Annotated in this window: 12 protein-coding genes and 1 CRISPR repeat array; of the genes, 1 reads left to right on the forward strand and 11 read right to left on the reverse strand. The window is 45.0% G+C overall.

Features of this window, described 5'->3' with window-relative positions; translation table 11 throughout:
• Entirely contained in the window at positions 1–1395 is a 1395-nt protein-coding gene (locus FN001_RS09180) for a YfcC family protein (protein WP_117503438.1), read from the reverse strand.
• Positions 1396–1572: 177 nt separating this feature from the next.
• On the opposite strand from FN001_RS09180, the gene FN001_RS09185 reads away from it, so the two are divergent.
• The gene (locus FN001_RS09185; protein WP_185911886.1) at positions 1573–2460 is read left to right on the forward strand and encodes a LysR family transcriptional regulator; all 888 of its coding nucleotides are present in this window, start codon (positions 1573–1575) and stop codon (positions 2458–2460) included.
• Between the two features lie 180 nt (positions 2461–2640).
• Positions 2641–3950: a CRISPR direct-repeat array (repeat unit 28 nt; unit sequence GGATCACCCCCGCTTGCGCGGGGAATAC).
• A 44-nt stretch (positions 3951–3994) separates the two neighbouring features.
• Here FN001_RS09185 and cas2e read toward each other — a convergent pair.
• The 10 genes from cas2e to pepT form a co-directional block, all read right to left on the reverse strand.
• Entirely contained in the window at positions 3995–4861 is an 867-nt protein-coding gene (gene cas2e / locus FN001_RS09190) for a type I-E CRISPR-associated endoribonuclease Cas2e (protein WP_142411614.1), read from the reverse strand.
• Positions 4861–5808 carry a type I-E CRISPR-associated endonuclease Cas1e gene (cas1e, locus tag FN001_RS09195; RefSeq protein WP_142411615.1) on the reverse strand — a complete coding sequence of 316 codons (948 nt, stop codon included), beginning with the start codon at positions 5806–5808 and terminating at the stop codon, positions 4861–4863. The genes cas2e and cas1e overlap by 1 nt, the downstream gene beginning before the upstream one ends.
• Positions 5805–6455 carry a type I-E CRISPR-associated protein Cas6/Cse3/CasE gene (gene cas6e / locus FN001_RS09200; protein WP_142411616.1) on the reverse strand — a complete coding sequence of 217 codons (651 nt, stop codon included), beginning with the start codon at positions 6453–6455 and terminating at the stop codon, positions 5805–5807. Before cas6e ends, cas1e begins: the two co-directional genes overlap by 4 nt.
• Before the next feature lie 5 nt (positions 6456–6460).
• On the reverse strand, positions 6461–7117 hold the full coding sequence (gene cas5e / locus FN001_RS09205) for a type I-E CRISPR-associated protein Cas5/CasD (protein ID WP_142411617.1): 657 nt from the start codon (positions 7115–7117) through the stop codon (positions 6461–6463).
• Positions 7117–8202 (reverse strand): type I-E CRISPR-associated protein Cas7/Cse4/CasC, encoded by a 1086-nt coding sequence (gene cas7e / locus FN001_RS09210; protein ID WP_142411618.1) that lies wholly within the window; start codon positions 8200–8202, stop codon positions 7117–7119. Before cas7e ends, cas5e begins: the two co-directional genes overlap by 1 nt.
• Positions 8195–8794 (reverse strand): type I-E CRISPR-associated protein Cse2/CasB, encoded by a 600-nt coding sequence (casB, locus tag FN001_RS09215; protein WP_117471788.1) that lies wholly within the window; start codon positions 8792–8794, stop codon positions 8195–8197. Before casB ends, cas7e begins: the two co-directional genes overlap by 8 nt.
• 17 nt (positions 8795–8811) lie before the next feature.
• Positions 8812–10425, reverse strand: a complete 1614-nt coding sequence (gene casA, locus FN001_RS09220; RefSeq protein WP_142411619.1) for a type I-E CRISPR-associated protein Cse1/CasA — start codon at positions 10423–10425, stop codon at positions 8812–8814.
• Positions 10418–13087 carry a CRISPR-associated helicase Cas3' gene (gene cas3 / locus FN001_RS09225; protein ID WP_142411620.1) on the reverse strand — a complete coding sequence of 890 codons (2670 nt, stop codon included), beginning with the start codon at positions 13085–13087 and terminating at the stop codon, positions 10418–10420. Before cas3 ends, casA begins: the two co-directional genes overlap by 8 nt.
• A 184-nt stretch (positions 13088–13271) precedes the next feature.
• Positions 13272–14021: a YoaK family protein gene (locus FN001_RS09230; protein WP_142411621.1), complete on the reverse strand. Its 750-nt coding sequence runs from the start codon at positions 14019–14021 to the stop codon at positions 13272–13274.
• A 238-nt stretch (positions 14022–14259) separates the two neighbouring features.
• On the reverse strand, positions 14260–15501 hold the full coding sequence (gene pepT / locus FN001_RS09235) for a peptidase T (RefSeq protein ID WP_142411622.1): 1242 nt from the start codon (positions 15499–15501) through the stop codon (positions 14260–14262).
• Positions 15502–15646 lie beyond the last annotated feature (145 nt).

The raw sequence follows: 15646 nt of genomic DNA on the forward strand, positions 1-15646 counted from the left end.
TTAATAGCCGATCATGAGTGCCCCAAGCATGAACAGACATCCGAAGAATGTCCAGATCAGGAATAACGGCATCATGAATTTTAACCATTTTACATACGGGATCTTCGAAACGACGAGATAACCCATCAGCGCGGAGGATGTCGGAAGAACAGAGTTTGAAAATCCGTCTCCGAGCTGGAACGCAAGAACGGCTGTCTGTCTTGTGATACCGATCAGATCCGCAACCGGTACCATAAGCGGCATGGTAACCGCAGCCTGTCCGGTACCGGAGGTGATCACACAGTTGACAAGTGACTGTGCAAGGAACATTCCGATGGCTTTTAAGGACTGCGGAAGAATGTTTACGATGCTTGCGATCGCATGGACGATGGTGTCAAGGATCATCGCGTCAGATAAAGCAAGCTCAACACCGCGGGCAATACCGACGATCAAAGCTCCCACAACGATTCCCTTCGCTCCGTTTCCGAACGTAGCGGCGATCTTGTTTGGGCTATAGCGGTTCACGATACCGCAGAGCACACCCATCGCGATGAAGATCGCAGACATCTCCTCAAAATACCAGCCGAGTTTACTGAGTCCATAGATCAGGACTGCAAAGCCTGCTACGATCACTGCCAGAGTCAGTCCATGGGTCAGGGTCATCGCTTCTTCCGTATCATCGAAAACAAATTCCTGATCATCCGGCTCTCCGTAAATGATACTCTTTGTCGGGTCCGCTTTCACGCGCTTTGCGTACCAGGTAATGTAGACCGTATCGATCACCAGAAGAACCCCGAGAATAAAAATACGGTAACCCATACCGGAAAACATCGGGATCTCCGCAATATCCTGAGCAACACCGACATTGAAGGGATTCAGGATTCCAGCTGTAAATCCGGATGCAGCACCCATAGCGATCATTGCGGTACCTGTCACCTTGTCAAGTCCCAGAGATGCCGCGAGGGCAATTCCGATCGGCACAAAGATCATGACCTCAGCGGACATTCCCATCGTTGTTCCAAAAACAGAAAACAACAGCAGAAATGCTGGGATCACAAAATACTCACGGCCGCGGAAGGCTTTCGCCATCTTCTTACAGAGAACTGTGAGGATCCCTGTGGACGTGATGATCTCAAAGGATCCGCCGATGATAAGGATAAACGTAACTGTGCTTGCCGCCTTTACGATCGCCCTGTAGATCAGTGCCGGAACGGTTAAAAAGCTTACCGGATGAGATTCGACATAATGGAAGCTCCCCGCTTCCACCAGCGTTCTGTTTGTCGCCTCATCCGTGTACCGGGTATACTCTCCGGCAGGCACAACATAGGTGGCTGCGACTGCCAGAAGAATCAGCGCTACAAGGATCACAAATGTGTGCGGCGCCTGAAAAGGCTTTTTTTCTTTTAATGGTTTCATACTTCCAATCCTTCCTTGATTTGTTTTCTTTCTTAGACTATAATCAAGATATAAAATTAAAGCAAGTTTAATATTTTTATTGTTTTATTTAATATTGTTTATTTTTATGCGAAATTGCAAATATTTATTCAGGGAAAGGACCAGCGAAACGCCATGGATATGCGGGAACAGCTCTATATGCTTGAAATTGAAAAACACAGGGGAATTAAGGATGCGGCTCAGGCCCTGCACATCTCTCCGCCTGCACTCAGCATCTTTTTAGGGAATCTCGAAGAACGCACCGGGACAAAATTTTTTGACCGGATCGGGAAACAGTTTGTCCCAACCGAGGCCGGAAAGATCTATTTGGAACATGCAAAAGAAATGATAAAAATAGAAGCCCATTATGAAAATGAGCTTCAAAAATACCTGGGCGGTTCTTCCGGAACGATCCGTTTCGGAATCCATCCCAGAAGGACACTTTATCTTCTTGCGAAGGCACTGCCTGTCTTTTCCGCCCGCTACCCGGACGTGAAGCTGATCCCATATGAGGAATCCACTGAGCAGATGATCCGGCACCTGCTTGCTGGAGAGCTTGATTTTGCCATTGTCAACGAATCCTCCAGCCATCCGCTGCTGGAATACTGCCCTCTCTATGAGGACTATATGGTCGCTGTTGTCTCCGCCGACCATCCGTTATGCGCCGGAGCGGCAAAGAAAAGCCGGAAAGAACCATGTCCGAGGATTGACCTCAAACAATTTAACGGGGAACGTTTTATCCTGCAAAAGCCGGATCAGTCCTCCAGACACTACACAGACCTTGCCATCGCTTACGATCACGCCGAACCGGGACAGGTCTTTCTCCTCGAGAATCTTGAATCTGCCTGTCAGCTCGCAGCAGAAGGCTATGGGATCGCTTTCAATTTCTACCAGTATATGAAACATTTCCACTATCCCAAGCCGGTCCGTTGCTTCCGGATCGGAAATCCAGATGACACCACCAGCTACTCCATCGTTACGCTGAAAGGAAAACAGACACTTCCGGCGATGGAGGAGCTGATCCGGCTGCTGCGGGAGTCCGCGTGAGGGCTATTGATTGTTCATAAGCATAAAAGAGTGGATAGTGCCCCGTTCTACTACGGCAGGCAAAATGCCCAACACATAGCGGCTGCATCTATCCACTCATATTATAAGTATACGCAAAATAGCGGAGAATTGCAATGGGGGGATGGATTTTTTCTTTTTAGAGGCCCATGCTTTAATACGGGATCACCCCTGCTTGCGCGGGGAATACGTCACCGGCTGGCTGGTCTTGAAGTACCCGATGGGATCACTCCCGCTTGCGCGGGGAATACAAGTATCTGGATACCAGATCGGATCAGAATCCAGGATCACCCCCGCTTGCGCGGGGAATACTCTCGGCGATTGCTTTCGGCTTCTCCGAATCAAGGATCACCCCCGCTTGCGCGGGGAATACAATGCGGAACCAAGCCACCCGTGGGGCGGATGAGGATCACCCCCGCTTGCGCGGGGAATACGCGATCCCCGGTTTCGTACTGTCCGGATTTATGGGATCACCCCCGCTTGCGCGGGGAATACAATGCGGAACCAAGCCACCCGTGGGGCGGATGAGGATCACCCCCGCTTGCGCGGGGAATACGCGATCCCCGGTTTCGTACTGTCCGGATTTATGGGATCACCCCCGCTTGCGCGGGGAATACGCAGGCGTACTCATATAAGCAGTTATCACAGCGGGATCACCCCCGCTTGCGCGGGGAATACAGATTTTTGCATTTTAATCGAAGATCGTTTACAGGATCACCCCCCGCTTGCGCGGGGAATACTCCAGCTTGACACATTGCGGTATCACTGCGCTGGGATCACCCCCGCTTGCGCGGGGAATACTCCGCCGTGGAGATCTGCGGAACCTGCGAGATAGGATCACCCCCGCTTGCGCGGGGAATACGGCGTTTTTCTGGTTTAATGGACATACCGCTAGGGATCACCCCCGCTTGCGCGGGGAATACATCGTCAGCGTATAATTGTCCAGTACGGTATCAGGATCACCCCCGCTTGCGCGGGGAATACCGTGCACAGACGGTCGTTTCTTCTGTGAGTACGGGATCACCCCCGCTTGCGCGGGGAATACCGGTTGGAGCTGGAAAACTTGCAACGTCTGGCGGGATCACCCCCGCTTGCGCGGGGAATACACTATTCTAATGGCAAACGGATATTCCAACATAGGATCACCCCCGCTTGCGCGGGGAATACTCTTCGTGAATCCGCACTGTGTAAACGTCCTAGGGATCACCCCCGCTTGCGCGGGGAATACCTACTGTTCGCTGGTGGGGCATTCCTTCTATTAGGATCACCCCCGCTTGCGCGGGGAATACGTATTTTTATGGAATAAGCGACCAAATCAGCAGGGATCACCCCCGCTTGCGCGGGGAATACAATAAGGTCCTCCAGAAACACATTACAAGATGGGGATCACCCCCGCTTGCGCGGGGAATACCCGCTTGCCGTGAGCTTGCGGATATCCTGCTTGGGATCACCCCCGCTTGCGCGGGGAATACACTAAAAAAATCCCATATTTACAGCCTTTTCCCAATCTCCACATCTAAATTTCATTTAGTTTCTCAAACACCTGAAATGTCGTAATGCAATCACTTAATGCCCTATGTTCCTCTTCAACTTTTATCTGAAAATAGTCTGCCAGTGTATGCAGCTTATAATCATCAATATCGTCGATTCGCCTTCTCGCAAGATCTAATGTATCTTTTGCTGGATTTTTCAGATTCATTCGATTGGTCTTTCGACAAGCTTCCTTTAAAAAACTGCGATCAAATGCGATATTATGTCCCACTATTGTGCTTTCTCCAATAAATTTACAGAACATCTCCATCGCCGAAGAAAGAACCACCCCCTTTTCCTCAAGAATCTCCTCTGTAATCCCCGTAAGTTCAGTAATTACTTTTGGAACTTCTTTTTCTGTTTTTACTAGAACTTCCAATTTGTCTGCAATTTTGTGGTTAATAATTCTGATCGCCGCCAACTCAATAATCTCATCTGATGAACTATTTAATCCTGTTGTCTCTAAATCTATTACCACATAACCTTCCTGTCGTGCTTTATATGTTTGAGATTGCTTTTTCTTAATCAACATCTGTTGAACTTCTGCCCGGTTTGCTCGCGCTTTTGTTTCGCATTGTGCATGTTCTGGCCGCATAACCAATTGTATTCCATCAAAATCCATAGGTTTCCAGGCTGAGTTGTGAACACAGAATTCCATTCCCTGTTCATTATTAGTGCTATACACCATTGTTGCCCGTCCCTGCGACAGATTCTCACAGATTCGCATCCAAAGCATTTCCCGAATTCTTGCGCTCACCTTTCCAACGTATACTCCTGTATTGATCTCCATAAGCCACTTTGTAAGATCTCCGCGCAGTTTAGGTGGGCAATCAGTCAGTGTTACAACTACCATTATTCACCTTCTTCAAGATCTTCTCCATATGAATGTCCGTTCTCAACTTCCCCAACTCTGTTATCCCACAAATATACCGCATCCGAATCCTCAGCTTCTCCTTCTTGGGCAAGCAAAGATTTGATATCATGCACCATTTGTTTCAGAATATTCATTTTTACCATTTTATCTCTGGTTTTTCTCCGCATCACAGATGGAATTTCTTCCTTGGAAATCGTTGCAGCCACCTCAAACGCTAACGGAATCGTGATATCTGCCTTATATAAATCTGCAATATCATATACAAATGAATTTTCATGTCCGACATGTACAAATCCCAAACCCGGTGAACACCCTAACGCAGCAATTACCGCATGTGCCAGACCATAAAGACATGCATGACCGGCGGATAATGCCTGATTAACAGGATCTCCACTTGTAAAATCCTCTGGATCGTATTCGCGCCCATTCCAAGGTACATTCCACTCTTTTGATGCTTTTTTATATACTGCACGAATTCTTGCTCCCTCTCGTCCTCTCAACTGCTGAAGTGTGAGACGGGAAACATCTTCATTTGGAAATCGCATGCAATACATCTGCCTGACAACATTTAAATGCATTCTCATATTGCTGACTAATTCTGCCTGTCTCTGCAATAAAGCTGCACGGTGGGTGAGTGGACGCCCTGATGCATAATAACGCACCCCATGTTCTCCCACCCATATCACTGTGACCCCGGCATCTCCAATTAATTCCATCGCTCGATGAGTGATCTTCGTTCCAGGTCCCAACATAATCACACTGATCGCTGCTGCCGGCACAAAAACTGTTCCTCTATCATCCGCAACTGTAATTGCACTATCTTGTCGATTTAGTACACATCTCTCTAAGTAAAGAAATGTCAGGCGATCTGCAACCTGCGGCAGCATCTGGATTTCCGGCCGTATCATTCCAGGAATATTTGTCATACTGTTCCCTTCTCTACATGTACCAGTGTCATAAGACCTACTCCATATGCCTTTTCACGTCCAATACCATCTGTCAGCACCTTTCGTACTTTCTCTTCATCCACTACTTTTAAAATGCCTTCATATGTTACAGACAGCATACTAACCTGATTCTTTCCAGCAGTCTTATTAAAGTGGTACCATTTAGATTCCCTGATCTCAAAAGAATCTTCACTCACTGCAAAGCCATGCAGTTCACCCTGTTTTATAAGCCATTTTCGCTGATTATCTGCCGTAGTATGTGCACAAATTCTGCCTCTTTGATTTTTTCCCGCAGCTTTCTGGTATGTTGGATTTGCCGTCAAGCGAAAATGCCACCGTGAATCAGCTTTGATTTTCTCCAGAAAAGGATCATACTCTTTCGTTGCCCATCCTTCACCTTCCGGTGCAAATTGAGTTATCGCTTCAGAGAGATCCGGTTTTTCCCGGCTAAGAATAAGCAAATAATAATTTCCATTAAGTCGATCGATTCTCCATAGATTTCTCTGACGAACCGCTTCCGTCATATCAAACGAGGCCTCAACTGCTCCATGGAACAAGTTTGGTGAGCTTAATGCCCGCAATGTTTTCCTTTTAGTCACATCCAATGTCATTCTGCTTAAATACAAACCAATCACCCCAATTCTGCCATTGGATCATGGCATTGAAGCGGTTCTCGCACCACTCGATATTTCTCTGTCACTTTTCGAAACGTATGTTTTCTGTGCTCTGGATTGTAGGATAACGGAAGATCCTTAACAATATTTCCGTCTTCTCCTTCTTTTGCATCCATCACTATGCGTACTGTTTCAATTGATTCATTCCGCAATGCTTCTTCAAGCAAAGCTTCGTCCAATTCCAATTTTCTGATACCAAGGCATAATCTTCCAGTCGGCGGACACGATCTTCGTCCCAGATATAACGGAAACACTGGATTCAATAATGCATATTCGATCTTTTTCAAAAGTTCTTCATCCACACTTTCAAAACCTACCAGAAATTCTGCATCCGCAAGATAATAGCGATTTGTGACATATGGTTCTCCCTTTTTTGGTTTTACCATGTGAAAATCACGCACAAAATGCCCCTCTTTATCCACACGCACACCAAATCGCAGTGTTGCTAACTGGCTCACCATATCATCATCATCTCTCTTAATTCCAAGTGCTGCACAGATAAGTCCAATCACCCCGCTTTTGCTGGGTTCCCGTCCTGTCCGACGAATATCAAACTTCGAATCAATTCCCCATGACTGAAGTGGTGCTGCCAACCGAAGCAGCAATGTACTCATTATTCCTTCACCTCTTCCAGATCATTCAAAACCTGTTTTTCCAGTTCATCTAATAATTTTGTCAGATTCATTGTTGCCGCAAGCGGCTCCAACTCTCTTCCCACTGCAAATGCCATTTCCGGTTCATTTACATAATCTTCATAAGATTCCTTTGCATAATCAATCAACGCCTTTATTGATTGCTCCACATATCCACCCTTTGTGATAACAGGTTTCTCAAAAGCGCCTGCCATATTAACCGGCTGATCTCTGCGAACCGTCACATAAACAGCATCCGGACGTGTTCTGTTTGCAAATGTGTTTTGTTTTCCTGTCGGCATGCTAGTGATAAATGCCTCTGCAAAATTTCTAACTGCTTTCGGAGTATCTTCTCCCAAGTATCTTACAAGTTCTGCTGCATTCACAGTCGCATAACGATATAAGGTAGATGAATTATATTCTACCGTACCAAGATGTCCTGCCCCGGAATTGTCTTCCGATGTACAATCATCGACAGCCGTAAAGTAATCATATTCATTATGTACAGCATGTGTTGATATAGCATGAGCCACTTGTGCCGCCGCATCATAATTCAAGGAAGGTTCATCTGCCACCATGCGGCCAAACAATGCGAGATCAACTGAGGGGGAGTTTTTTAATGCCTCCTGCAATTCTTTTTTATCCTCTTTTTCAAATTTTCCATCCGGATGGGCAATGGCCTTTTCTGCCAGTTTTTCAATTTGTTTTGCACTAATAAAAAACAGAGCTCCTGTTTCTACTTTTCCATTTTTCTCTGTTAATTTAATTCCGGCTGCTTCTAATACCTTTTTTGCCAATTTTTCAGTACTCTGAATTTCCGAATCCAGCTCAGATATTTTCTTTGCAAGCAGATCTACAATTTTCTTTGTTCGAATTCCCTTTTCTTCTTCTGTATACATATCAGCAAACATAAGGCGCATTGCACGTTTCCAAGACTGACTTGAAACCCTCGCTCTGGTTACACCACCATAAATTGCTGTCTTTGGGCTGCCTGTATCATCACGATTTACGCAACTCGGCGGAAGTGTTTGAATTACATGAAGATCAATATACAAATTTTTACTCATTTTCTTTTTTCTCCTCTTCCTGTTTTACTACTCGATAAAAATCCTGTCCCCAGCGAAGCTTAACCTTCTGGGCACCATTCTCCGTTTGAAATTGATATAGATCATATGCCAGCTGAATGTAGTCCATCGGCACGCCCTTTGCCCGCAGAAGCTGTACTAATCCTCGAAGATAATACGCACATTCTTCCATATCTGCCGATGTTGCAAAAACAGTAAATCGTTTTCGAATTCGTGCCAGTTCTGATTCATCCTGTAAGGCTGCCAGTTTTCTAACTGCTTTTCCTAATGATTGCTGTTCACTATGCATGTTATTTTGATGAATATCACTTCCCTGCTGATGCAGAGCATACATGCATAACGAAAGAGATACCGCCCACTCAGCCCAACTGGGTTCTCCATTTCTGCTCATCAATTCTTCCGGAAATCCGTTAAATAAAAGTTCCCACATTTCAGGAACTTCTCCTGGCTTTTTTCCAATTCCATGACGAAGCTGAGCCAGCTCCCCTTTGACGCGTGCATCATTTGGCTCATTCTCCCATTGTTTCAGACGCATGGCCATATATTTTCTGACCATCTGTCCCTGGTTTCCCATACAATAATCCCTCCTTGCTACAGCTCAAAACACTTTTTTAATGACCACTTAAATATATTAAAAGCACTTGAAGATGAATAATAAACTTTTCTTTCAACTCCATCCTTTTTTTCTTGTATTTCCCGTCCAACGAAAGCCTTATCTCCTGCTTGTTCAACATAGTTCATACCAAGCTTTTCCGCTATCCGATATGCCTGGATTCTCCACTCACTTCGAACATTCTCATAATAATCAGAATCACTCTCACCTATCGGATCCAGTTCCTTTAACCAGCTGCGGAATGGTATATCTATCTGGTAAAAGTACTCTTCTTTTCCATATTGAGTTTTTTCACCTGAACAGTCTCCTGCTGCCTTCTTTAAGTCTTCTATTAAATGCTTAACTATATTTGCCGCCTTTTCACATTTTTCAATTTCTTCGCGTATGATTCTTACCATTTTTTTTCCATTTGCAGTTAATAGGTCTGTATGAAATTCCAGGTAATCGCCAAGAACATCTTTTACAAAAAAGTCTTTGTCCCCATACTGTACAGAGGCTGTCTTAAAACAAATGATTTTCTTTTTATCAATCATTTTCTTATCTTTCAACCAAGCGACCCATTCAAGTACTCCCGGTGTTCTGTTTTCCTGATCTGAAATAACAAGGTTTGAAAAATCGCGCCACATCTGTTTTTCTGGCAAATGTCTTCTTGGCTGATAATACGGAGCGGCATTTCCTTTCGGCTCATATCTTTTCCATACAGTCATTTGTTCCATATATGCTGCTTCTTTTGGAAAAAAATCACCTCCCAACACATAATAACCACTGACCCCTTGCTCCTCTTTTTTTAGAAGAATTCTTCTGGATTGTACTGTCAGTAGTTCTGCCTGATTTGATGGGACCGCGATCTCAGTTCTCTCCGCACCTTTAACTGTTTCTGCTTCCCACACAGGTTTTGGACTGTCCCAACATTCTTTATCTGAAATATTAACCAATACAAGATTCAACATCAGGGTTTCAAATAAATTATTTCCATCTGCATAAATTAATCCCAGTTTACCAAGCCATCCTGTTCCGGGTGATGGGAGTCCCTTTTCCTTTGGCTTTGCAGATGTATCATCATATCCATTCAGATACAACAACCATCTGGCTGCTTCTGAATTACTTAAAAATTCTTTTTCTTTTCCCGCACGATTTGAAAACAAGCGCAGCTTATTACTACTCTCTGAGATTTCACCATTTAACTTTGCTGCTTTACATTCTGTTCCAATTGCAGCTTTCGGCACCTGATAAAAGGGCCTGTCGCTATCATATAAATAGAAACGTGCCTTCCACTTTGTTAAATATTCCTGAATTGGTTTATCCGGCAGTTTTCCATCATTCCAAATTTCTTTCCACCGCTCATATGCATCTTCTGTTTCAACAAGTTCATCCTCATTGCCATCTGTATCATATCGGTAAACAACCGTTTGCAACACAGCCAGAAGCAATCTTAACACCGCAACATCCTGCGTCGGCAACTCTCCGGCCAATCTTCGGTACTGATGTGCATGGAGCAACACGTCCATCAGTGAAAGTTCCTTCACTTCTCCATTTTCTTTCATGACGCAAATCCATGGTTCGTCTAATAAATTATATTTTTTATCATCCACATTTCTCAACCTCCCATTCTAAGCCCTTCTTTTCATCATAAAACAGCCGAATCTCATCCAAACTCGCGTGATTTGTCGCATCTAAAAATAATATCAGCTCACCTTCAAGCATAGGGTTGTTTTGCCACTCTTTTGTATGCTGTTCCATATCTATCCGCAATTGTTTGACTACACGCTCTGCACACCATGGCTGTGCTAATCTTTGAGGAAGGCGAAGTTTTTGCTCTGATATTTCTCTGGCTTCGTCAATTGATATTTCTGCCATGAGATTATATTTTTTCCCTTTTAATTTTCCGGCAATTATAGATGCAAAACCAGATTCTGCTTCTTTTACAACAATCACTTCTATTGATGGATTTCCGTCTCGCACTGCAGCCTGTGCCTTTACATCATCAAGCCCGACAGACTTGTCCAAGAGCCCAACCAAAGTCCCTCCATATTTTCCTATCTCTGGTTTCTCCAGACAATATGGTTTCGCATTCTGCTTCCTAAGCATACACTCCTTCTTATACTCTTCATATGCAGTCTGAAAGCGTTGATTCTCATCTATTTCGCAATAGGTTTTCTGTACCAGTGAGCAGATGTCGGATGGTATCATAATCTTTTCCGGCAGGAGCGCTGATGTTTGCAACAGCAGATACTCTCCATAAACTGCTGTCGCTCCCTTTTCCAGATTATCTAACTCTGAATTCCATACTATACATCTGGCACTTTTAAGCATTTCCGGTCTTTTTCTCTCATGGCGATGAAGACGACCGATTCTTTGCAGCAAAAGATCCATTGGGCATAGATCTGTTATCAGTACATCAAAATCAAGATCCAATGATTGCTCCAGCACCTGGCTTCCAACTACAACCACATCTCTTCTCTGCTCATTCGCCGAATGTTTTCCAACACAGTTCAAAATTTTTTTCTCATGTTCAAGTCGATCCGGAAGTATAAACTGCGAATGATCAATCAATACTTTTGCTTCCGGAAATTTATCCTGTATGAATTTTGCAATTTTCTGCACTCTTGAAACAGTATTTAATATAATTCCCATACAACCGCCATGTTTCAATACATTGCGGACTTCTTCTTCCAGTTGTTCTTCATTCTCTCTAACAATCTGAACAACCCTGTCTTTTTTATCATAAGGAATTGGCATTAATTGTACCCGTTCATGATCTGACCATGTAATCAACGGGTATGAAGTTGTTTCCTTGAGCAAGACATTTTTACATTTTTTCTTTCCGGCATATGCCTGCATCAAAGCCAATCGTTTATCCCCCGGGAGCGTAGCTGACAAAAGAATTACTGGAATATGATAAATCCCCAGCCACTGCAAAATACGTTCCAAATATGTATTCATATAAGGATCAAATGAATGGCACTCATCAATCACTGCAACTTTTCCTGCAAGCCCCAGATGACGAAGCATCACATGTTTCTGCATCAATGCTGCCATCAGAAGCTGATCGATTGTGCCAACCACAATATCGGATAACATTCTTGTTTTCTTTCCTCTAAAAAAGCTGTGAACCATCAAAGCATCCTGATCATCGTCTTCTATGCAGACATCCCCATATTCCAGTTTTCTAAAATCTTCATTTAATTCCGCATTGGAATGATAAAGCTGGATCGAAACCTGATTAATATCTGACTGACCTGTTAGCCAGGAAATGATTCTGGTAAACATGGCATTCGTTGTTGCCTGTGATGGGAGAAAAAATGCAATTCCTTTTAAATCGAAACGATTCATAAGAATCTCAGCTGCTGCAAGAGCCGCCTCCGTTTTTCCTTCTCCCATTGGTGCCTCCAGAATGATCAATCCTGGTTTTTCCATTCTGGCTGCAACACCATACATTTCCTTTTGTACTCGATTTGCAGTAAAATGGAACCTCTCTTCAAAAAAATCCTCCTGTTTCCACGCAGAACCCATCAAACATCCGTCGGGCAGATTAAGATGCCTCATTGCGTCCCTTGACCGATTGTTATCATATGGTTCTGTATCATCTGTTACAGAAAGCAAAGGAAAATAGTAGCTGTTGCTTGCAATCCAATCTGCCATAATCAAAAGGCCGCAAAAAATCATCTGAGCCGCTTCTGAAATATCTGGAATCTCTCCCTTTTCCGAATAACCCGCCTCTTCTAATGCCCATTTCAAAAGTTCCTCTTGCATTTTCCGCCATATAGAATTTTTATCTCCATATTTTTTTCGTTCCAATGTTAATTCATCGAATGCATCATCATCCATGTTATTGGGTTCGGGAGAACCATGGTGTGCGCCTACAATTGCTGCCACTGATTCCGGATATCCCATTGCTCGAAGAAGGACAGCCCCTGCATGTGCATGTTTAATATCCATCTGTGTTCTATTCAAGTTTGTTTCAATTCCGGCCGATTCTTGAAAACACCTGATGTCCGGAAGCTGTTCCATTATTCTTGTCTGGAATGCCGGGATACCTTTCCCTATATCATGCAGCAATGCGAGCAGTTTTGCTAATCGTATTCCCTCTTTTCTTGAAATCTCCAGCTCATCATATACAGAGCCCGGCAGCCATCTGCTCGATAGGTACTCTATAACTCCAGCTGTATCTTTTAAGTGATCTAACAGTGGAAGCCACAAATTATCATTCTCCCTGCTGGTCTTTGCTGCAAGCAAGCGAATCTCAGGAATCATTTATACCCTCCATGACAATTTATATTTTGAATCATATAAGATATTCTAACACTACTGGTATTTTTGTAAACCATAAGCCATATAATATATTCAAAATTCCATAGTATTTCCTCTGTTACACAAAACAGGCAGCCGACCCATCCCTGAATCAACTGCCCATTCCCGTTCATCAAATATCCAATTTTTAAATTTTCTTCTTTTCTTCCTTCTCCAAAATCTTCGCCTCTTCCAGCATCTCTTCTGCCTCTTCCTCTGTCTCCTCCGGAGTCTCATCTTCTACCGGAAGTTCACCGATGCTGATAAAGATCCTGGCGACAGCAAGGGGAATAAAACCTACACAGGCACCGAGAGCGTTGCCGAAGGCCGCTACACCGGTGACACCGAGGAGAGCGCCGAGGAAGAACATAAGTACCGTGTTGCTGTAGAGCACCGCTTTTCTCTTAAATTCTTTATCTTTTGTCAACGCATACTGCGTCCAGCCGAGGACGGATTGTTTGAAGTTGTTTGTGATGAAGACCGTCGCGCTGTTGAAACCATCTGCGCCGGAATATACACCCCACTGGAATGCTGAGCAGAAAAAGATCGGGTAAACACCCGCAATCGGCGCGAACCAATCCGGCAGCAGGGCCGTAAGTCCGAGACCGGCCGCATCCACCCAGATCGCCAGCTTCCGCATATGTAAGTTTGTATAGTTTGTCAGCAAATAGGAGGCGATCACACCGCAGGCGAAGATCACCATCGCCAACAGACGGAGTCCCAATTCCTCCCATTCCATAAATCGGACGTTCGAAGCCATCTCCATCAGGTTCCCCGTCTGCGCGGAGCCGAAGACTCCGGCATGGGAAAGGATTGCATAACCGCCGAGGAAACCGCCCACAAAGGAAATATTCCAATGCAGGATCGCGTCCAGACGTCTTTGAATCGTTTTTATCATAATCTGTACCGCCTTTCTGCGCATGATTATATCGTGACTTCGTCACTCACTAATTTCGCCGTTCGCCATAACCGTGCAAGCACGCTTCTGACTCACTTTCGCTCATTATATCATGAATAATCTGCCCCTTCAACATGAAGCCATGTTCTAAATTGCATTCATACATCCAAAAAGAAAAGCGGGAAGCGATATCCAGCGTCTCCCGCATTTTCTAAACAGCCATATTCTGATCCAGATTTTATGCCCGCTTCTCAACCTTTGTAAATTTCTCTGCGATCTTAAGAAGCAGCTCCACGGTCTTCTCCATAGACTGGATGCAGATGAACTCATACTTTCCATGATAGTTATGTCCTCCGGTACAGAGGTTCGGACATGGAAGTCCCATGTAGGAAAGCCTTGATCCATCCGTGCCTCCGCGGACCGGATTGATCACCGGAGTCTCGACCCCAAGCTCCTTAAATGCCTCAGCAGCCACATCCATCAGGTACATATGCGGACGGATCTTCTCAGCCATATTGTAGTAGGTATCTGCAATCTCCACCTCGACTGTTCCCTCACCGTACTTCGCGTTCAGGAACTCGCCGATCTTCTTTCCGAGCGCTTTTCTCTCCTCAAACCGCGTCATATCATGGTCGCGGACGATGTAGTGGAGAGTCGTATTCTCCACGTTTCCGCCGATGTGGTTTAAGTGGAAAAATCCCTCGTACTTCTCAGTATACTGCGGCTTCTCGTTCTCCGGCAGCATCGACTGGAATTCCAGACCGATCAGGATCGAGTTTTTCATCTTGTTCTTCGCGCTGCCCGGATGAATGTTGCTTCCATGAATCGTAACTTTCATAGATGCCGCGTTGAAGGTCTCATACTCCATCTCTCCCCACGCGCCGCCGTCAACGGTGTAAGCCACATCTGCGCCCCAGCCGGGAACATCAAAGAAGTCAACCCCGTGTCCGACTTCTTCGTCCGGTGTGAAAGCAATCTTGATGGTTCCGTGCGGGATCTCCGGATGTGTCAGGAGTGTCTCCGCCATGGTCATGATCTCGGCAATTCCCGCCTTGTCATCTGCACCTAACAGTGTCGTTCCGTCGGTGGTGATCAGATCCTGTCCCACATAATTTTTTAAGAATGGGAACATCTTTGTTGTCATCTTTACACCGAGTGCCTTATTTAAAGTGATATCCTTTCCGTCGTAGTGCTTGACAAGCTGTGGGCGGACATTCTCATCCGGACAATCCGGTGAAGTGTCCATATGCGCGAGGAAGCCGACGGTCTGGCAGTTATAATCCCCGTTTGCCGGAATCGTTCCGTATACGTAACCGTGCTCACTCATGGAGACGTCCTTCACCCCGATATTCTTTAACTGTTCAGACAGAAGCTTCGCCAGAGCGAACTGTTTTTCCGTACTCGGAACTGTCCCCGCATCCTCTGCGGACTGCGTATCGAATGCTACATACTTGAGGAAATAATCAACTACTTTTGACATAACCCTTCTCCTTTACCGTATCATTATTTATCAGACATCCCCGGTCCTTTTTACTGGCCGCGGTTATGTCCCGCAGCGGCCTGCTTTGTCCGGATCGTTCCGGGTCCACGGCATCACTGCTTCACAGGAATTTTCCGCTGTTGCG

The organism is Clostridium sp. Marseille-P7770 (assembly GCF_902143525.1).
In the GTDB taxonomy this organism is placed as follows: domain Bacteria; phylum Bacillota; class Clostridia; order Lachnospirales; family Lachnospiraceae; genus Pilosibacter.